The organism is Bacteroides sp. AF25-38AC (genome assembly GCF_003602995.1).
GTDB lineage: Bacteria > Bacteroidota > Bacteroidia > Bacteroidales > Bacteroidaceae > Bacteroides > Bacteroides uniformis.
In genome coordinates, this window is the sequence record NZ_QTMD01000031.1 from 1 (window position 1) to 19,174 (window position 19,174).

At 43.1% G+C, this 19,174-nt stretch carries 14 protein-coding genes and 1 pseudogene; 2 read left to right on the plus strand and 13 right to left on the minus strand.

Annotated elements, in window-relative coordinates; all coding sequences use genetic code 11:
• From DWY55_RS17500 to DWY55_RS17555, 13 genes and pseudogenes are all read right to left on the minus strand, one after another.
• Positions 1–359, minus strand: a pseudogene (locus tag DWY55_RS17500) (hypothetical protein); the annotation flags it as partial.
• Positions 352–579 (minus strand): hypothetical protein, encoded by a 228-nt coding sequence (locus DWY55_RS17505; protein ID WP_120178195.1) that lies wholly within the window; start codon positions 577–579, stop codon positions 352–354. The gene DWY55_RS17505 and the pseudogene DWY55_RS17500, both read right to left, overlap by 8 nt.
• A 10-nt stretch (positions 580–589) precedes the next feature.
• A complete protein-coding gene (locus tag DWY55_RS17510; RefSeq protein ID WP_120178197.1) occupies positions 590–1,270 on the minus strand; it encodes a recombinase family protein in 681 nt (226 codons plus the stop codon).
• 167 nt (positions 1,271–1,437) lie between these two features.
• Positions 1,438–1,791 (minus strand): hypothetical protein, encoded by a 354-nt coding sequence (locus DWY55_RS17515; RefSeq protein ID WP_120178199.1) that lies wholly within the window; start codon positions 1,789–1,791, stop codon positions 1,438–1,440.
• Positions 1,769–2,752 carry a hypothetical protein gene (locus DWY55_RS17520; protein ID WP_120178201.1) on the minus strand — a complete coding sequence of 328 codons (984 nt, stop codon included), beginning with the start codon at positions 2,750–2,752 and terminating at the stop codon, positions 1,769–1,771. The genes DWY55_RS17515 and DWY55_RS17520 overlap by 23 nt, the downstream gene beginning before the upstream one ends.
• Positions 2,721–4,334, minus strand: coding sequence for a hypothetical protein (locus tag DWY55_RS17525; protein WP_120178203.1), 1,614 nt, complete (start codon positions 4,332–4,334; stop codon positions 2,721–2,723). The genes DWY55_RS17520 and DWY55_RS17525 overlap by 32 nt, the downstream gene beginning before the upstream one ends.
• Positions 4,335–4,433: 99 nt before the next feature.
• A complete protein-coding gene (locus DWY55_RS17530) occupies positions 4,434–4,715 on the minus strand; it encodes a hypothetical protein (protein WP_120178205.1) in 282 nt (93 codons plus the stop codon).
• Positions 4,716–4,731: 16 nt separating this feature from the next.
• Positions 4,732–5,214: a hypothetical protein gene (locus tag DWY55_RS17535; protein ID WP_117879171.1), complete on the minus strand. Its 483-nt coding sequence runs from the start codon at positions 5,212–5,214 to the stop codon at positions 4,732–4,734.
• Between the two features lie 98 nt (positions 5,215–5,312).
• Positions 5,313–6,356: a DUF3871 family protein gene (locus DWY55_RS17540; protein ID WP_120178207.1), complete on the minus strand. Its 1,044-nt coding sequence runs from the start codon at positions 6,354–6,356 to the stop codon at positions 5,313–5,315.
• 185 nt (positions 6,357–6,541) lie between these two features.
• Positions 6,542–6,706, minus strand: a complete 165-nt coding sequence (locus tag DWY55_RS22040) for a hypothetical protein (protein WP_165859521.1) — start codon at positions 6,704–6,706, stop codon at positions 6,542–6,544.
• Positions 6,707–7,348: 642 nt separating this feature from the next.
• Positions 7,349–13,246 (minus strand): alpha-2-macroglobulin family protein, encoded by a 5,898-nt coding sequence (locus DWY55_RS17545; RefSeq protein WP_117713618.1) that lies wholly within the window; start codon positions 13,244–13,246, stop codon positions 7,349–7,351.
• 701 nt (positions 13,247–13,947) lie between these two features.
• Entirely contained in the window at positions 13,948–15,405 is a 1,458-nt protein-coding gene (locus DWY55_RS17550) for an aminoacyl-histidine dipeptidase (protein WP_009037167.1), read from the minus strand.
• A gap of 370 nt (positions 15,406–15,775) precedes the next feature.
• Positions 15,776–16,762, minus strand: coding sequence for a lysylphosphatidylglycerol synthase transmembrane domain-containing protein (locus tag DWY55_RS17555; RefSeq protein WP_009037168.1), 987 nt, complete (start codon positions 16,760–16,762; stop codon positions 15,776–15,778).
• 135 nt (positions 16,763–16,897) lie between these two features.
• On the opposite strand from DWY55_RS17555, the gene rsmA reads away from it, so the two are divergent.
• Both rsmA and mgtE read left to right on the plus strand, forming a co-directional pair.
• Positions 16,898–17,692, plus strand: coding sequence for a 16S rRNA (adenine(1518)-N(6)/adenine(1519)-N(6))-dimethyltransferase RsmA (rsmA, locus tag DWY55_RS17560; RefSeq protein ID WP_009037169.1), 795 nt, complete (start codon positions 16,898–16,900; stop codon positions 17,690–17,692).
• Between the two features lie 19 nt (positions 17,693–17,711).
• The gene (gene mgtE / locus DWY55_RS17565; RefSeq protein ID WP_005824027.1) at positions 17,712–19,058 is read left to right on the plus strand and encodes a magnesium transporter; all 1,347 of its coding nucleotides are present in this window, start codon (positions 17,712–17,714) and stop codon (positions 19,056–19,058) included.
• Positions 19,059–19,174 lie beyond the last annotated feature (116 nt).

Sequence of the window (19,174 nt, forward strand, 5' to 3'; positions counted from 1 at the left end):
AATGGAGTGCACCTCAATAAAAAATCGAATACACAAGATGTAGTTGAGCAGTCGCTTACGATGAACGGGAATTTCTCTTCTATGATCTCCCTTACTCCTTCCTGTTCGCACCACGCTGTTGATTGATGGATAGTAAGGACATTGTCATTCAGTTCATAGCCGGTAATCTCACCACGGCACCTGTATTTCTCCCAATCTCCACCAAGTTTAGTGACCAGATTGCCCAGCCACCATTTTCCAAAACCGTTCTTTAGGATTGAAGTCTTACGTTTATCTATATACTTCAAGTTCTTATGCAGCGACTTTACTTCTTTCAGTTCACCGACGCACTTATAAGTACAATTACACCAGTTAGGCATTTTCTACCTCCTTTCCGTCTTCATATCTGTAAATGGATAGATTCTCAGTAACCATCCAAGAACAGTTCTTTAATCTGAATCCATACTTCTCTTCGATAGTAACAAGGAAGGATTCAAAGTCCTCATAGTTCTCTGATTCTCTTAATTCTTCATCGGTCAGTTTTATGATATTCAAACATCCGACACAAAAATCCAAAATCAGCACATACCTTGGTTCCATAATTTCAATCTCATTTTAAGTTATGTCTTTTAATCAATTTATATACCGTTGATTTAGAGAAACTGCATCCTTGGGAAGTAACGAATCCCTCCTTGTTTAAAATATCAGCTATCTCTTGCAGTGTATGTTTCTCTTTGACAAGGGTTCTGAGTATGGCGACCGCTCTTTTGTTGTTAGGATTGTTGTCCGCTTTCTCCTTACAAGTCTTGATGCTGTTTTGGATTGCCTGTTCATGTTTATCCAATAGATGTTCAGGATTCCCCAGCTTGTACCCTCTTGCTTTCTTAGCTTTCAGTGCTGATTTGGTTCTTGTTGCTATCAGTTCCGCTTCATACTGCGATATTGCGGATAAGATATGCAGCATCATTTTGTTAGCTTGAGGAAAATCGCAGAACAAAATTTCCACGCCACTCTCCAAAAGGTTGGACAGAAATGAAACCGATCTCGCTAATCTATCTAATTTTGCAACAATCAACGTAGCTCCGTCTTTTCTACATAGGGTCAACGCTTCTTTAAGTTTGGGCCTATCTTTTTTCCGGCCCGATTCTATTTCAACATATTCAGCAATCGGATTTTTGCCACAAAGGTATTTCTGTATTATCTCCCTCTGTGCCTCAAGTCCCAGTCCTGAATATCCTTGTTTTTGTGTACTCACCCGAAGATAAGCCACATATTGATTTTCATTCTTCATTGTTATTCGTTTTTTAACAATAGTTCCACCGCTTAGACGGACGTCTAACTTATGGAACCGTTCACATTAATCCATAAAAAAGGCTTTCCGTGAGATTTCGAGTTCTTATAAATTCTACTCTCCCACAGAAAGCCGGTTCTTACATTTCTCAGTTTTTCAGAGAATCGCTAATACCTTATAATATTATATGTATCAGAAATCCTCTTCTCGTAGTCGTCTGTTTTCTCTACAAGTTCATCTACGACAGAAACAAGCATATCAAGGTAGATGCCTTCTCTCATTTCCTTGATTTCCTCATTCTCTCCGATAAGATATACTTCAAACAGATCCGCACCTTCATTCAGGACGATTCTCACTATTCCAGTATGCTTGAATCCGTTTACTTTGAATTCAATACCACACTTGATTACTTTTACTGTATCAAGCTCGACTCCCCAAGACATAAGCACAGGGAGATTGGATTTTAGGATTGACCAGATATACTTGGCCAGTCCTGCATCATAGTCCTCTTCTTTCTTCATAATCGTTCATTTTTTCGTTAATACTTTCTTCATCACCTCCAAACATCCGGAAATCCTTGTATATCCTTTCATAATCCTCTAATCCCAAGTACGGATAGGTGGTGGAATACATATCGTAAAGACCTTTGGGAGTTAAAGTCGGATCACTATTCAGCATCTCGTAAATCTCATCTTCAAGTTCATAGTCATAACGCCCCCAATAGCCATAATCTAGGATATGTGGATAGACATCAGTACAATCCTCAATGATATGTTCTATAAAACTCAGGCTTTTCATCAGATCTTTCTTTACCGTAACCTCTTCATCTGTATGTGGGTTATAATATCCGCATGAGACATTGATACAGGAAACACCAAGTCCATTTTCTTTCAAGGTCAGTACATCCGTCATCAATCCGTTCTCTTCCCTGTAACCCCATTTCTCCGGTTCCACTTCCTCCAAGAACTTCTCAGAGCATAGTTCCGAATAGCTTATGTTTGTAATTAGATCAGAATTACCTTTCCGGTCAGGCTGAATAACAAACCTAATATCATCGAAGAAAGACATCATCGCTTCTGAACTTCCTCGACATCCCACTTCTTCCTCCCTGAAAAACACGACCTTGATGGCATCATGTTTCTTCAAGCATTCAAGGCAGATGAATACTCCATTTTTATCATCGGCCCCCAAATTCTCAAATCTCCTGTTCTTTGGCGAATAACCGAATATAATATCTCTGGTTTCTATCGCCTTGAAATCCTTTGAGTGATTACAGTGTGAGACCTGATCAATATGACTCACTAAACAAGGATAACTTTCTGATTCTCCCTTCACCACATATAGGTTCCCGAATTTATCTTTAGACATAGAAATATTTCCGGGAAGCTGTCTTATATAGGAACAGAGGAATTTTACCATCTTCTCTTCCTTTCCACTCGGACTGTAGATGTTATACAGTCTCTTCAATAATTGCATATTCATGATTCATTTCTTTTTTAAGTTTATAACCGTATGGGAGGTTTGTCGCCGGGTCAATCTTATCAAACACCTCGCTATCAAATTCCCATGCTTCTTCATTCATCACCAGTTTGTTCAAGGAATCTACAGCAATGGATTTCTCCTCATAGACACCTTTTGCCTCATTCCAACAATGGAACCACGTAAGGTCAGTATAGTCCTCATACCATTCATTATCATACTCGGAAAAGCACCAGTTCTTCCGCTTGTATTCCTTCTCGGCATTTTCCATACATTCTTTGCTACAGTAGTATTTTCCTGTTATATCAGAGTACATCGCATCATCCGACAATACATCTGTCTGACATTCATCGCAGCAAGTACAATCGTTCTCATGATGATATTCCTGTATTGATTCTATCCATACGAAATCATCCAGATTTTCTGAGTCTACCCATATTTCTATTCCGTTTCGATAGCAGAGTCTGGTTTCGGAACAATGGTATTGGTGATAATCATCCCATTCCCCCTCGTCTTCATCATCATCAGTATCACCATAAAGATTTAAGTCTGTGGTGCCGAGATTATACGAACAATTAGGGTTCTCGTAGTTATAAGCTTTGCCCAGTTCGTAGTTGTACCACTTAAATGAATCCTGATAAGAAAGTGTGTCTTCCAATCCCAGGTTACAGTCAATCTCAAATTTCTTGTCGGATAATGAATTACCGTTTACATCAACAAACGCGTTAGCCTCATGGCAAGATGCACCCACTATTTTATATCCGTCTATGTAATTCCCTTTAATAAGCTTGTCTATCAACAGACGTTTCAGTATATCGTCACCACCAGAGGAGTATTGCCTCTCCAAGAGCCTCCATTTCTTTCCTTCCTGATCTGCAACATCCGTGAAAAGTATGGCTCTTGCAACAACCATTCTGGTCTTGTCTGTTATGTATGCCGCTTTAGCTTTTACTGCTTCGCGATAGAATGAAGTATGGTTTTTATCAACCATGCATGAACCAAAATCACCTTTGCAACATTCACTGTCATAGATTTCCCAGAATTTGTCATTGATATGTAATTCTATATCAGGAGTATATCCGCAGGTGTAAGTGCACCACTCTTGGGTAAACACATCACCTGCTATCCAGTTTACAACACTGGGAGAAAGCAGCTGTCCTATTTCAGTCTCAAGAATCAGCTCTCTCATAAATTTTCCTGCCTTCATCTTGAAAACCCGATTACGCTCTACATTGATGTAACGTACCGAATGTTTGTCTAGATCCTCACATATCCCTCTTGCATCGTCAGTCTGATATTTGGCTGAATAGTAAGTCCTTCCTATCAACTCTACTTTATAAGGCAGCTTTTCATCTTCTTCTCCTGATTTGGCAATGGCCTCAACCACTTTTTTCTGTAGGTCAGCCATATCATGCATCCTTAACAAGTCATAGTTGTCGTGTTCCCTGCAATATTTGAGTAGTGCAGTATTCTTTAGGTGTCCCAGCAGTATCTTATTCTTTCTTACCACTGTACCATTATCTCTTTTTTCAAGTCCGAAACAAGACTTGAATCCTTCGTAACCGTAAAAATTATAGTATAGCATAATCTTCTTTTTTAATTGTCAGTAAATAAAAAAGGAGAGATACCCCTTGTTACAGGAATATCCCTCCCCGGAATATTATCTCGGTATGTCCCAACCGTTTCAGATGAATGGTATCGTATCCTCTTCCAGAACTCCCGATTCCACAATCTTCTTACAAATCTCATGCGAAGCCTTGTTCCTCAGGTCATATCCGTAACCTTCACTTCCCATAATCTTAATCACTTCAACCATACTTCTGAATAAGGTCTGTTGTAGGGTCCTGTGGAATGTGGTAACTGCAATAGCGAACCTTTTCTCATTCCACCCATAGTCGTTCAGGGCATGTTCAAGTTCTTTTGCAGCCTTGAATTCCCTGCTGTTTTCCAGTTCATGTCTTTCCATAATGTCTTTCTATTTTTTATTTGTTTATTGATGCATTGAGGGAGTTATACACCCGGGCAAACTTCTTTCTCTGCTCCATATCGGCGATGGAACTTACAAACTTATGCATGACTGTTTTCTTCTTGTCATCCCATATGATACGTGCTTTGTCCACACCTTCCACAAACATGATATGGGGATATTTACCCCATTGTTTTAAAGTACCGTCATTGATCAGTTCTTGAATCTCTTCCGGCATTGAGTTCCTGTTGCGGTCAATACATCTTATTCTGCTTTCTTCATGTTCAATTGCCGTCTGAGTCTTTTCAATCTCTTTCTGCATTCTGGAAAGGGCATCATTCTGTCTGTCCCAACGCTTCATCGTTGAATATCCGTTTCTCTTGTCGTTAAGAGGCTGTCCGTTGGTTCTTTTCACATCGGCAAAGTGTTCATTCAGTTTTCTATTAAATTCAGCCTGCTTCTTTTCCAGGGAGGCTTTAAGTATATCCAATCTGCTCATATCATTTATTTTTAAAAGGGTTCAACAAAAAAAGAGAGAAAGAACCGGTTTGCCATATTTTAGTTCTTTCTCCCTTGTGAGCTAATTTCTTTTCCGGTCTAGCTCAAAAACCATCCGTAATTCTCTGTATCCTCACCGTTCAAGGCTTTCTGGATACCTACAGCGAAGTCAGTGCAGTTCTGATTTCTCTCCAGGAACTTGTCTATGTAGGATTGCTTGGCGGCGTCATTGAGTAGCTGCATCAAGTCCCAGCATGAAATATTATCCCTGCCACGTAACCCGAAATTTGGATTCTCTATATAGCCTTTCGTAGCTGCATTGACATTGGAATCACCCAGGATTACCTTCGGCAGTTCTCTGAGTTGTGAAGCAGGCAAAGCTTGGTACAATCTCAATCTTCCTATTATCTGACAGAACTGTTCCTGTGAAATCTTTGTTCTTCCCAGGTTTTCAAGTAATCTCAAATTCTGTTCAGGGTTAAAATCCTGAAATAGTCTGAGTGCTGAACTGTATATATCTGCATCACTCATCACTTCCAGTCGTCCGGTCAAGCCATCATTGGTCAGCATCAGATTTGAACACACACGCACACGCCAACCTATGAATATCTTGAATTTCTCGGGTGATTTTCGGGCGTATAAGTTTTCCTCGTTCAGGCTTCTTACACCTCCAATACATAAATGGACTTCCTCACCGTTCATCATTCTGCTCATGGAACGGATATGAAAACAGAAGGCCATACGTTGATAATAGATGGTCTCGTCCTCAGGCTTCAGTTCCTCCTTCCTTTTGGTCAATGCTCCCGGAACCCTGCCTAAAATCTTATGTGAAACTCTGATCTCCGTGTTTCCAAAGTTCTCTCCGGTAAAATACATTCTTGCAGCATCCTCTACCTGGTGGATAAATTTCTGGTGGCTGATTGTAAGCTGGTTGTCTCCGAAACTAGGGACAATACAGTTCCTTTCAAGTTCTTCAAGCGTAATGCCCGAAGTGTTGCTCTCAATAAAATTTGGATGCTCCTTCTGTTCCTCTTCCGATACGATTACAGCATCTTCGATAAATTCAGGTTTAAGCATGCCCATTCCGCCCATCATTCCGATTGTTCTTGGAATGACAGTAAGTTCATTGGTCATTGTTTCCATACTCTTTGTTATTTTTAGTCGGTTAATAAAATACGGTGAAACAAAAAAAGCCAAGAGGTGTCATTTCTTCGCTTTTATGAATATACCTCTTAGCTTCTTTATCCCTTTGAGTATTGAAGTTGCTACCTCCAATACCGTTATTATCACGTCTTGTGTTTTATCATAATCCATTCACAGACGTACTATCAGTTTTCAGTCGCAGCATCAACGGCCTTGACTTCACCCGTGGCAATCTTCTTTTTCCCGAATTTGCCACTATACTTCTCCGCAAGCTCGATCACTACTGAACCTGCCACGATAATCTCGGCCACATAAGCTGCGACCTTCAATCCTTTCATTAAATTTCCCATTTCTCTTGAATTTTAAGTTATTAATACTGTTATTTCTATTCTCTATTTCTCTTATATACATTTTTCTCATATATAAGGCTTTGGGGGAATCAAGGAAGGGGGAGAAGAAAAAAAACAAACCGGTCTTTCGACTGGTTGTGATAGTTGAACCGTTATAAATAGCTCCTCGCATTTACTTGGCCTGTCATGCGGCATACATTCTTTCGTGGGGAACTTTATGTCTTGTCCACATACTGGAATTGCTACGCATCATCGAATCTCCATCTCATCCATCGTCTGAAAATAAGCGTGACCCGGTAATTGTTTATTGTTATTATGCTTGAAGTCGATGCACCTTATTATAATGGTGCTGAATAATGCTCCAAGCTTTTTCTCATATATAAGAGTTTGAGGGCTTTAGAAATGGAGAGAAAAAATAATACTCTGCCAAGTTGAAAATGGCAGGGCAAAATGTCTTTGGATAAAAAAGAATACCTATCTTTGTGGTGTTCTACTTAAAGCATATAAGTACGAAAAAAAAGAAATTCAGCTATTAAACACCTGATTTTCAATACATGAATCAAAAATAGGTGTTTTTAGCGAGAGTACCTAAAATAGCGGAGCGCAATTTGTACAAATTGCGCTCCGCTCCATACTCTATTGTTACTTTATTACAATTATCCCTCCCGCCGAATGCGAAGCATACTCCGGAGCATACGCACACTGTATCGTGGCCAGCCCCGTTTCGTATGTTCCGCCACGGGCTATGCGATAACTGTGCTCTAAGACATAAACGCCTTTGCCCAAATGGTCGAAGAAGAAATTGGTTGCGGCATCTTCCACTTCTGCATAATAACCGAGGCCATTACTCCAACGATAACCGGAAAGCGAGCCTATAGGTTCAAAGCAGGCACCCCGCTGGTCTTTCAACTGAACAAAATCCATAGTACGGTCCAAGCGGATAGTCAAACGGGCCACTATTTTATCACCGACGGATAATACGGTCCCTTCCGTAACCGGTTGCAAGGACTTGCTACCACCGGCCGATATACGCTCTACATAAAGTTTCTTCTCTACATTCAATTCCCCCCCCTGCTGCTTTACATCAGATATGGGTGACAGATACTGGGCATAAACAGCTCCCCAGGCAATGCCTGCATCCCGTTTCTCTACGGTGACGGTTTTAGCTTTCAGCTCCGGACTTCCTTGAGCGAAGGTTTCCTTGACATAACCCAAACCCGGGATTATGGTCTTTGTAGGCGACAATGTTTCCAAAACTTTGTTACCTAACGTGATACGTACGTTTCCCCGACTTTCCAGCAGATTAGTACCTTGACAAAGCAATGCATAAACAGCATCAGCCGTTGCAACCGGAGAATTCCAACTGGTAGTCTGCTTCTGTTTCAGCAGCCAGAGTTTCATTTCCTCCACCAAAGCATCGTTGCCACCTGCCATACGCAGGGCTTCCATTACTTCCACATGGGCAGGGATGGGCAGCATACCCCAGTTATACGGATTTGCTTGGAAAGCAAAGTATGCACCCAGTTCATCCGTCTGTACCAGATGTTCCTTGAGGGAAGCGATGAATTCATTCGCCTCGGCTGTACGCCCTACTGCTTTCAGGATGATGGCAGACTGCGCCTTGCTGCTCATGGTTCCATCTTTAAGATTGGCACCTACTTTTGATAGGAAATAGCGGTAAGCCGCTTGATTGTCTGCCGGCACTTGTTCGCCGCTAAGGGCTATCAGATACAGATATGTCATTGCCGATTCGGAGTTGGCAGTAATTCTGGCGCCATTTTTTTCGGCTTTACGGATATTGCGATACTCTTCCAAAGCCTGCCGATTCAAATAGCCGAAAGCTTTCTGCCGCATGGCGGCAACTTCTTCAGGCAGTTCATTTTTCGTCAGCAGAGGAAGACGAACAAGTAATTCTGTAATATAGCCAGTTATATAGCGGCTACCGGACATTCCCTTATACCAGCTCCATCCACCGTCTTCACCCTGCAATTCTTTCAATTTGGTAAAAGCGGAAAGATTGCGGTTATTCAGTTGGTTGATATCAAACAGCGTGGCAATACGTGCCTGCTGTTCGGCTTCAGTAGTAGCTTCCAGTACCCACGGAGACTCGCTGAGCAGGATATTCTTCACATCCTGATTCTTCTCCAACTGGCTGAGGAAGGTTTCTTTCGTGCCACCGGCAGCCTTCCAACTGTCAAATACAGTCTTAATGCGGGGCTGGCTGTTGGCAATGAAGCCTGCCAGACTATTGGCATACCAAGCTGTAGCCCAAGAAATGGCATTATCATTGGCAGGCAGGCTCAATGCCGGCAACGCTTGTACAGCATACCAAGCCGGATTCCCGGTAAATTCTACAGTCAGACGACGGTCTGTCGCTGTACGGCTATTACGGTTGAAAAGGCTGTCTAATGAGAACGTACGGGTCTCCTCGCCACGGATAGGCATAGCAAGCGTTTCCGTAATATACTCCTTATTACTTAATACGGGCAACAGATGCTGCTCGCCATCGCTAAACGTACCTCCATCGGCAACCATACGAATACCAAGCAAATCATAGCGGTCGGACACTTCGAAATGGAAGTTGACAGCAGTATTTCTTCCTGCTTCTACCAAGAATTTCTGACGTTGAGTAGCAATAACTTTCTCCGTCATAGGGTCGAACAGTGTGAATACTGCTGTTCCTTTCACCGCTTTACCCGTCAGATTGGCTATTGTTCCGGCTATCTGCGTTTTATCTCCAACGCGGACAAACCGAGGCATATTCGGAGTCAGCATAAACTCCTTGGCAGTTACAACGGAAGCATCCAACATCCCAGTCAGCATATCCTTAGTATGTGAGTAACCACGGAAATTCCAACGAGTCAAGCTCTGCGGCATCGTAAAAGAAAACGCAAGCTCCCCTTGTTCGTTTGTACGAAGTTGAGGATAAAAAAAGGCTGTTTCGGCAAAGTTGGTGCGAAGCCCCTCAATAGGTTGCAAGGCCTCGCCAACCGGTATCGTTTCCGATTCAAAAACAACATCTTCCACCGCGTCTTCCGCTACTTGTGCAGGAACATATTTCACTTCAACGGCATTCCCGGATTCTGCTTTGGAAGCAAGCATCGGCTGGTTGGCACCACGTATTCTAAGATTACCGGTCAAAGAGCTATTCCGGGTAGTCCCATACCCCACAACACTTACTTCTTCCAAAAGCGCATTGTCTTCTACCATCACTATCCGCATCCTTCCATCCATATAAGGAGAACAGAAGTAGTCAAACGACCACACCGGAACCCTCCAAGCCTTCAACGGGAAATAAACGGAGAAGTAATTGCTATTATAACGGCTCGCACCACGGAATGCCCCATACAGATTATCCGGATAGAAAACCCGTAGTATCTGGTTACTCTTATAAATCTTATCCAGTGAAGCGTCGTACATCGTAGCCAACATCTCAGCCGCAGCAGGCATACCTTGAGGCGTCTTTATGACGAGCTTCCACTCTTCTTCCTGTCCGGGACGCAAACGGTCACGGAACACTTCCCATTTCATGTCGAGAGCACGTTCCGGCTCCCGCTTCTTCAGTTCAACCTGATGACTGTACATCTCGCCAGCTTTCACAAAACTGAAAAGAATGGTGATTCCCTTGCCATATGCTTCCTTATAAGGGAATTCCATACGAATAATAGTATCATTCAACTGCAACACACGGCTTTCAATGCGTTTTCTGTCACAAAAGACATCCATCAGCACATATGCATCCCGATAAGAAGTCCCCAAAAGAAAAGCGGCAGGGTACTGTACATCAAATTCCTCATTTTCTTTATAATAAAAGAAATCTGTAAACGCAGCCGGACGCTTGTCACTCTTTGAAAAGAGCATGAAACTGTCACTGCCATATGCCCCGTTATTCTCTTCACGTCCCAAACTATCACGTACAGAAAGTTTCAAGCGATAGTTACCTGAAGGAAGCTTGTTCCAAGCCGAAAAATCCTGGAGCCGATTGGCTGTGAAGGTACCCTCCAATACAACATCATCCAAGGGTTCAGAACCTGCAATATTCCTTGCCCCATTTTGTTCTGCAAATGGATAAAGGCAATAGGAACCTTCAATGTGCTGAGGAATATTCATTACATTATTCACTCCAAAAGTGAAAAGCATACTGTCTTCCTTACAAACATATTGAGGCAAGCGAATATCAAAGGAATAAGCCTTAGGACCTGCCAACAAGTTATACGAAGCGGATTGCGTTTCACCGGCCTCATCCGTCACCACCGCCTCCACATGATAAGTATACACACTCCCATACCCGTCTGTATCTACAGCCGGAGCTTCCAAAGTCAAGGGTATGGAAAAATCCCCGTTGGTATCCAATTGTATGGTGTCAGACAATAATGGTTTATCAGCATTGCTCCAATAACCAGGTCTCGGATTCCGGCGAGTCACCGTATATGCCAATGGCACATCCTGCACCATCATGCCATTGAAGGCCTTGACATTTCCTTTCAACACAACCTTGTCACCCAGCCGATAAGCTTCCGAAACCGGAGTGAAGGCAATCTCGAACGTAGGTCGCTTGTACTCCTCTACCCTAAAAGTGACGGTAGATTGAGGCTCTTTGGTTCGTATGCTGAACATGCCATTCAGGCAAGCTGCCGGAAGTACAAACTCCGTAGCAAAAGAGCCGAAATCATTGGTCCGCCCCTTCCTGGTGGCAAGTTCCTTGCGGTTGGCATCCAACAAGACAAGCTCATAATCAACTCCTTGTAGTACCTGGGCGCTATCACTATTCTGCTTGTAAGCTATCCCTTTTACATGAACGGTCTGCCCGGGACGATAAAGCGAACGGTCTGTCAGCAATGCCATCTGCCTCCAATCTGTATCCTTAATACCGTAATAAGGATGATTCATATAAACGTTCTGCGGCATCATGGCTGTGTCTCTGCCTTTACGCGCCACATAACTTCGGATTTCACTCTGCCAGGGTAATACAGCTTTCCCCCCGGCATCAGTCAGTACCTCTGCCATCGCTTTTCTATTCTTCTCATCATAAAAAGAGTAGAAACTCACCTTGGCACCAGCAATCGGCTGTCCACTACGGGCATCCAATGTAGCCACTTCCATACGGTTGTCACCCAAATCCAATGTCAGCACCTTGAAGCGGGTAGATACCAGAAATTTATCATCTGTACGGGCCGTTTCAGTATCAGGTACTATTTGAAGAATATAGACTCCCGTTTCCCGAGGAATCATGAACTTAAATACAGTGTCCGAGGCAAGATAAGGGACATCTTCAGGCAATTTATCCTTGCCTGGCAACGGCTTTAAGCCAAAATGCGTGGAAGAAAACTTCCGGGCATACTTTCTATAAGTATCTTTATTTATACCATGGTCCATCCAAGGTACTTCACTTAAAGTAGTGGTATATAAGTTGAGAGTGAAGCCCTCGACATTACGATAATGCAGCCTCATATTCACCGAATCGCCGGGATAACCGCTTTCATTCATAGTCAGAATGAGTTCAGGCTGTAAAATCTGTTCACGGATATTTTTCAACTCATTGATACGCTTATACGCAGGATAGCGCTTCAAGCCTTCTTCACAGACTTTTAGAGCCTCATCAGCGCGTTTCGGTTCCAAACGGCGCAGGTGGTTGGCTTTATGAATGTAAACCTCGGCACAAACCTCTCGTGAACCGTATTCCTTTATCAATTTATTCAAAACCTCAAGATATTCCCGATTAGCCTTTTCCTGACGCATTCGGAAAGTAGGATAAGGCTGCTGGCTGATACCACCGGTCAACTTCCAGTTCCAATAATCAAGAGAACAGAGCAACATAGCATCTTCCGAACCGGCACGATGGCGATAAGCATTCATCATATCCAGATAAATCCTTTCGATACGGGTCTGTACCAAAGAATCCACGCTGAAACCATCCAGCTGCCGATAAGCATCAACAGCACGGCTCACCAATAGATGGTACATATCGTGCCCATAGAACCGGCTACCGTCTTCCAACACCACAAAAGGCACATATTGTTCTGCAGATGTATTGAGCAAGCGGATGGAATCCTGCAAGGATGCACGGTTACACCTATCTATTTTATCCACAAACTGGCTGATACTCCACTCACGGATATCTGCTGGAACCTCGTCAACAGTCAGTAAAGTACGTGACAGCAAGACACGGCGATTCTTCCGCATCAAGTCAGCATATTCATATGCCAACAAAGAGTGTAGAATAGCCTTGTTCACCGGATTCCTCTCCGATTGTGCCCAAGATTCCATATATTTCAGACTGGAGTAAAGGCTGTCCGGAGTCAGCCCCTCTTGATAAGTCTCCCTACAAATGTAGGCTTTCAACATTTGCGGAGCATTCTGCTCTTGCCGACCTTTCCGATAGATTTCATCAGCCAGTTTTATCACTGTTTGAGGCAGGCTTTTCTTTTGAGCCTGCTCCACCTGCTTCCACAACTTATCGTACGTCTGCGCATACAATGCCGAAGCCCCAAATGTAACCAGCAGTAACAATATGCTACAAATTCTTTGAATTACTCTCATAATTATTCGTTTGTTAGTCTTTGTATTAATAACAAAGGAAGTGAATAAAGTTCAAACAAATGTACTTTTGGACATAAAAAATCTTATTCTACTCCTACAAAAAAACAAGGGATATGTTTGCAAACATATCCCTTGTGCTATACTTAAATGTTAGTGTACTCACATTTGGAGGCTATAATATCTCATTGCCTCCATCCAATTCTTACCAGCTGCGGTAAGAATGTGCTTAAATGAATTTGCAATCTTCTTTTTCATAATCTTAAAAAATTAAACTAATACCTGAAAACTAAAATTCAATACTTCACGAAAGGGGGGGAATGCTTAAAGCATTACGTAACCCCAAATGTTCTTATCGGCTTCGCCGACATGCTTAAAAAAACTCTTTAACATTTTCATTTTGTTATCCTCCTAAAATCAATCTTGTTATCCTTAAAAAATCTACTAGTTTTCTATTGTTTTCATGTTTTACAACACAAAAATAGAGCCTTTGTTCAAGATAACAAGCAAAAAACGGATAGAAAACATGTTTTATAACATATTTCTTGACTTAGGTCAATTTTTAGGGAGAAAGTGCAAGGATATTGACATACCATTGTAATAAGTCTGGGACATTCTGGCAGAAAGAGGACAAACTGTCACAGACAAAAAAGGCAGGATACTTAATAAAGCACCCTGCCCCTATTCATTACATAAAGTATTCTCTACTTTTCAGGAGTCTGCTCCAATGTAGCCACCAAGAAATCATAGAACTTGGAAACAGTAGGAATTAACGCACGCTCGTCCGGTGAATGCGGAGAACGCAAAGTGGGACCGAAAGAAATCATATCGAGTCCTGGACAATTGGCACCAATAATACCGCATTCCAGACCTGCGTGAATAACCTTCACGGCAGGTTCCACACCAAACTGCTGCTTATAGGACAGCTTCATGGCATGCAGTATAGGAGAATCCACATTAGGCTGCCATCCGGAATAGCCACCACTCAATTCCACCTTCATACCTGCCATAGCGAAACAAGCTGTCAGGCTGTCTGCCAGGAAATCCTTCATCGTATCGCAAGAACTACGCGCCAAAATACGAACTTCGGCCTTACCGTCTGCAATGATTACGATAGCCAAATTGGAGGAAGTTTCTACAGTATCGGGAACAGTAGGAATCATACGCATCACACCATTCTGGCAAGCCATCAACACGTTAATCATATTATCCTGAATTTCTGAAGGAACAACGGCAGTGGGTAGAGTTACCTCTTCTATACTCAGGGTAATACCACTTTCAATCGGAGCATATTCGTCATTCAGTTGTGCCTCGTATTCCTTCATATAATCTTCCAAACCGTCCATATCCTCAGGATTGAACACCAATACCGCATGTGCTTCGCGGGGGATAGCATTACGCATATTACCACCTTCAAAACTTGCCAGCTGGGAGTCAAACTCAATCAGCAAATCATGTACGATGCGTGCCAGCAATTTATTGGCATTACCGCGCCCTTCATTGATTTCCAAACCGGAGTGACCGCCACGCAAACCTTTCAGCGTAATCTTACGGGCAACGAAATCGGCCATAGGCGTCTCCTCCTTATATTCCAAAGTAGCAGTAATATCAAGACCACCGGCACAGCCGATATAGAGTTCGCCTTCGTCCTCAGAGTCAAGGTTCAGCAGAATTTCCCCTTGCATAGTTCCGGGTTTCAAACCGAATGCACCATACATTCCCGTTTCTTCATCCTTGGTAATCAGGGCTTCCAATGGGCCATGCTTCAAGTTATTATCTTCGAGCACCGCCATAATGGCAGCTACTCCCAAACCATTATCTGCTCCCAGCGTGGTACCTTTGGCTTTCACCCAATCACCGTCAACATAGGTTTCAATGGGATCTGTTGTAAAATCGTGAATAGTATCGTTGTTCTTCTGAGGCACCATGTCCATATGCGCCTGAAGGATGATGCCTTTGCGGTTTTCCATACCCGGAGTGGCAGGCTTACGAATAATAACATTGCCGACCTCGTCGACAAATGATTCCAACCCCAAGCCTTTTCCAAAATCAATAAGGAATTTGGTAATCTTCTCCATATGTCCTGACGGACGGGGAATCTGGGTCAGTGAATAAAAGTGCTTCCATACATTCTGTGGAGCTAACTGTAAGATTGTACTCATAATTCTAAAAAGTTAGTTTTCGCAAATATAACGGTTTATTCTCGGAAAGTACAATAAACCGGGATTTTTCTAAAGTACTAAATCATCAGCTATCTTAAACATGGCTTTTACATCTTCACATATTGCGATAGAACATCTGCACCTAATATAGCTACCATATTTAGGAATTTCTCCCACTTCTATATCCAAGCAACAATATCGTTTAAAGAAACCAATCTTCCAACAACCTTTAGGCTTCAGTACTTATAAGGAAGTACTGAAGTACTTGCAAAGAAGTATTACAGTACTTTTAAAGGAGTACTCTCTATAAGTACTGTCTCTGTCCTCTAACACAAGAAGTGACAATATAGGAACCCACCACAAGAAACGTCTATTTCTTTGCCCTATTCGCCAATGCCAGGTGTAACGACCCGTAGATGCCTAACACTATCACCAGCAACGTCTGTATGCCATGCACTATCAGAGCAAATATACCCGCATCCGTAGCATTTACCCCATAAAGCATCATCATAGTGATGACAGCAAAGTGCCAGGGTCCTGCCCCGTTGGGCGTGGGAACAATGACTGCAAACGTTCCGCCGACAAACATCACCAGCCCGGCAAGGAAACTAAGGTGCTCCGTAAACTGGAAGCAATAGAAAGTTATATAGAAATGATAGAAATAGCATAGCCAAATAAGTAAAGTGTAAAGAACAAACAAAGGCACATTCTTCACATTCTTAAGCGACATCACACCTTCCCATATATTCAAGACTACTCCCTTTACCTTTTCAAAAAAAGAAAGCATACGCAACAGAAAATAGAGAAGTACCAAAACACCAATAATAGAAAAAAAAGCCACATAAAACCAAGGGGAAGTCACAAGATGCACCAGCGAAGGAATCTTGGTGCCCGTCTCCTCGAAAAAACGGAAAAAAACGGGCATCTGCACCAAAAAAGTAATCCCCGTAATCAGCAGAATGCAAAGCGTATCTACCAACCGCTCTGTCACCACCGTCCCCAAGGACTTCGCAAAGGAAACATTATCATATTTGGCAAGTACTCCACAACGTGAAACCTCTCCCACACGGGGCAGTACCAGATTGGTGGCATAAGATACGAAAATGGCATCGACGCAATCGCTTGTTTTGGGATGAGCATCCAGTGGCTCCAAAGTCTGCTTCCAACGCCAGCCTCGTAACACATGGCTCATCACACCGAAGAACAAGGACAACAACATCCACCACCAGTTCGTCTGATGAAGGAGAACTTCTTCTGCCTTTGAAAAGTCAAAATCACGATATACCCAATAGAGGATAAAACCACCTAATAAAATGGGTAAGATGATTTTCAATGTCTTTTTTAGCAGCTTATTCATACGATATTCCCAAATTCTTCATTCTTCATTCTTCATTCTTCATTGAAAAGAACTACCTTTGCTCCGTGTAAAGATAGGTTGTAGTTCGCATTACAGCCTGCATTTACGGAGCAAAAGTAATGATTTAGTTGATACATGAGAGTAGTTAAACCTAAAAAGTTTCTCGGGCAGCACTTCCTGAAAGACCTGAAAGTGGCACAAGACATCGCCGACACGGTAGATGTCTGTCCCGAAATTCCCATCCTCGAAGTTGGTCCGGGAATGGGAGTACTGACCCAGTTTCTTCTGCCCAAAGAGCGCAACGTCAAAGTAGTAGAACTGGACTACGAGTCAGTGGCCTACCTACGGGAAGCCTATCCGCAACTGGAAGACAACATCATTGAGGACGACTTCCTCAAAATGAACCTGCAACGGTTGTTTGGCGGACAAGCTTTTGTATTGACGGGAAACTATCCTTATAATATCTCCAGCCAGATATTCTTCAAAATGCTGGAATATAAGGACCTGATTCCCTGCTGTACGGGTATGATACAAAAGGAAGTAGCCGAGCGCATAGCAGCCGGACCGGGCAGCAAGACATACGGAATCCTAAGCGTACTGATACAAGCATGGTACAAAGTGGAGTACTTGTTTACGGTACACGAACATGTCTTCAACCCACCCCCAAAAGTTAAAAGTGCCGTCATCCGCATGATGCGCAATGAAACGCACGATTTAGGATGCGATGAGAAATTGTTCAAGCAAGTAGTGAAAACCACGTTCAATCAACGACGCAAGACTCTACGGAACTCCATAAAGCCGATACTCGGCAAAGACTGTCCACTGACGGAGGACGTATTATTTAATAAACGCCCGGAACAACTGTCCGTAAAGGAATTTATTCAGCTGACCAACCAAGTGGAGCAGGCATTGAAAACGATTAATGATTAGTGATCAAACACGAACAATCATGGAAATAGACGAAGAATACATAGACAAAGTCAAAAGCCTGATAGAACAGAAAGACGCGGAAAACGTCAAAACACTTTTGACAGACCTTCACCCGGCGGATATTGCAGAACTGTGTAATGACCTCGGCTTGGAGGAAGCCCGCTTCGTTTACCGCCTCCTTGACAACGAAACGGCAGCGGACGTACTGGTTGAAATGGACGAAGACATCCGGAAAGAATTCCTGGAACTTCTTCCTTCGGAGACCATTGCCAAGCGTTTCGTGGATTATATGGACACGGACGATGCCGTAGACCTGATGCGCGAACTTGATGAAGACAAGCAGGAGGAAGTACTTTCGCACATCGAAGATATAGAACAAGCCGGTGACATCGTTGACCTGCTGAAATATGATGAAGACACTGCCGGTGGTTTGATGGGTACGGAAATGGTGACTGTCAATGAAAACTGGAGTATGCCGGAGTGCCTGAAGGAAATGCGCCTGCAAGCTGAAAAGCTGGATGAAATTTACTACGTATACGTCATCGACGACGAAGACCGTCTGCAAGGGGTATTCCCATTGAAGAAAATGATAACTTCCCCTTCTGTCTCCAAGGTAAAGCATGTGATGCGGAAAGATCCTATCTCCGTCCATGTAGATACCCCCATTGACGAAGTGGTACAAATCATCGAAAAGTATGACTTGGTGGCAGCTCCTGTTGTAGACAGTATCGGGCGTCTGGTAGGCCAGATTACCGTAGACGACGTTATGGACGAAGTCCGCGAACAGTCGGAACGTGATTACCAGCTGGCATCCGGTTTGTCCCAAGATGTAGAAACGGACGATAATGTCATGCGCCAAACTTCTGCTCGCCTTCCATGGTTACTTATCGGTATGTTAGGCGGTATAGGCAACTCCATGATATTGGGTAACTTCGACACGACTTTCGCCGCCCATCCGGAAATGGCCCTTTATATTCCGTTGATTGGTGGTACGGGGGGAAACGTGGGAACCCAGTCGTCTGCCATCATCGTGCAAGGCCTTGCCAACAGCTCACTGGATGCCAAAGACACCTTCAAGCAGGTAGCCAAGGAAGCAGTAGTGGCGGTCATCAATGCCACCATCATCTCCCTGCTGGTATACATCTATAATTTTATCCGGTTCGGAGCTACGGCTACGGTCACTTATTCCGTCTCCATCAGCCTCTTTGCAGTCGTCATGTTCGCCTCCATCTTCGGAACGCTAGTCCCCATGACTTTAGAGAAACTGAAGGTTGACCCGGCCATTGCCACCGGCCCGTTTATCTCCATTACCAATGACATTATAGGCATGATGCTGTACATGGGTATCACTGTCTTACTGTCATAAAAACAAGAAAATAGAAAAAAATCAAGGCAAATTGTATGAAGTAATCATTTTATTTCATTAATTTGTAGCCTAATGTAACCCGAACGGGAGGAACCCGTTTCTAAAAAAGTAAATAC

Excerpts from the sequence above, each read along its gene's own strand:
- DWY55_RS17505 (WP_120178195.1), bottom strand. The coding sequence starts at position 579 with ATGGAACCAAGGTATGTGCTGATTTTGGATTTTTGTGTCGGATGTTTG.
- DWY55_RS17510 (WP_120178197.1), bottom strand. The coding sequence starts at position 1,270 with ATGAAGAATGAAAATCAATATGTGGCTTATCTTCGGGTGAGTACACAA.
- DWY55_RS17515 (WP_120178199.1), bottom strand. The coding sequence starts at position 1,791 with ATGAAGAAAGAAGAGGACTATGATGCAGGACTGGCCAAGTATATCTGG.
- DWY55_RS17520 (WP_120178201.1), bottom strand. The coding sequence starts at position 2,752 with ATGAATATGCAATTATTGAAGAGACTGTATAACATCTACAGTCCGAGT.
- DWY55_RS17525 (WP_120178203.1), bottom strand. The coding sequence starts at position 4,334 with ATGCTATACTATAATTTTTACGGTTACGAAGGATTCAAGTCTTGTTTC.
- DWY55_RS17530 (WP_120178205.1), bottom strand. The coding sequence starts at position 4,715 with ATGGAAAGACATGAACTGGAAAACAGCAGGGAATTCAAGGCTGCAAAA.
- DWY55_RS17535 (WP_117879171.1), bottom strand. The coding sequence starts at position 5,214 with ATGAGCAGATTGGATATACTTAAAGCCTCCCTGGAAAAGAAGCAGGCT.
- DWY55_RS17540 (WP_120178207.1), bottom strand. The coding sequence starts at position 6,356 with ATGGAAACAATGACCAATGAACTTACTGTCATTCCAAGAACAATCGGA.
- DWY55_RS22040 (WP_165859521.1), bottom strand. The coding sequence starts at position 6,706 with ATGGGAAATTTAATGAAAGGATTGAAGGTCGCAGCTTATGTGGCCGAG.
- DWY55_RS17545 (WP_117713618.1), bottom strand. The coding sequence starts at position 13,246 with ATGAGAGTAATTCAAAGAATTTGTAGCATATTGTTACTGCTGGTTACA.
- DWY55_RS17550 (WP_009037167.1), bottom strand. The coding sequence starts at position 15,405 with ATGAGTACAATCTTACAGTTAGCTCCACAGAATGTATGGAAGCACTTT.
- DWY55_RS17555 (WP_009037168.1), bottom strand. The coding sequence starts at position 16,762 with ATGAATAAGCTGCTAAAAAAGACATTGAAAATCATCTTACCCATTTTA.
- rsmA (WP_009037169.1), top strand. The coding sequence starts at position 16,898 with ATGAGAGTAGTTAAACCTAAAAAGTTTCTCGGGCAGCACTTCCTGAAA.
- mgtE (WP_005824027.1), top strand. The coding sequence starts at position 17,712 with ATGGAAATAGACGAAGAATACATAGACAAAGTCAAAAGCCTGATAGAA.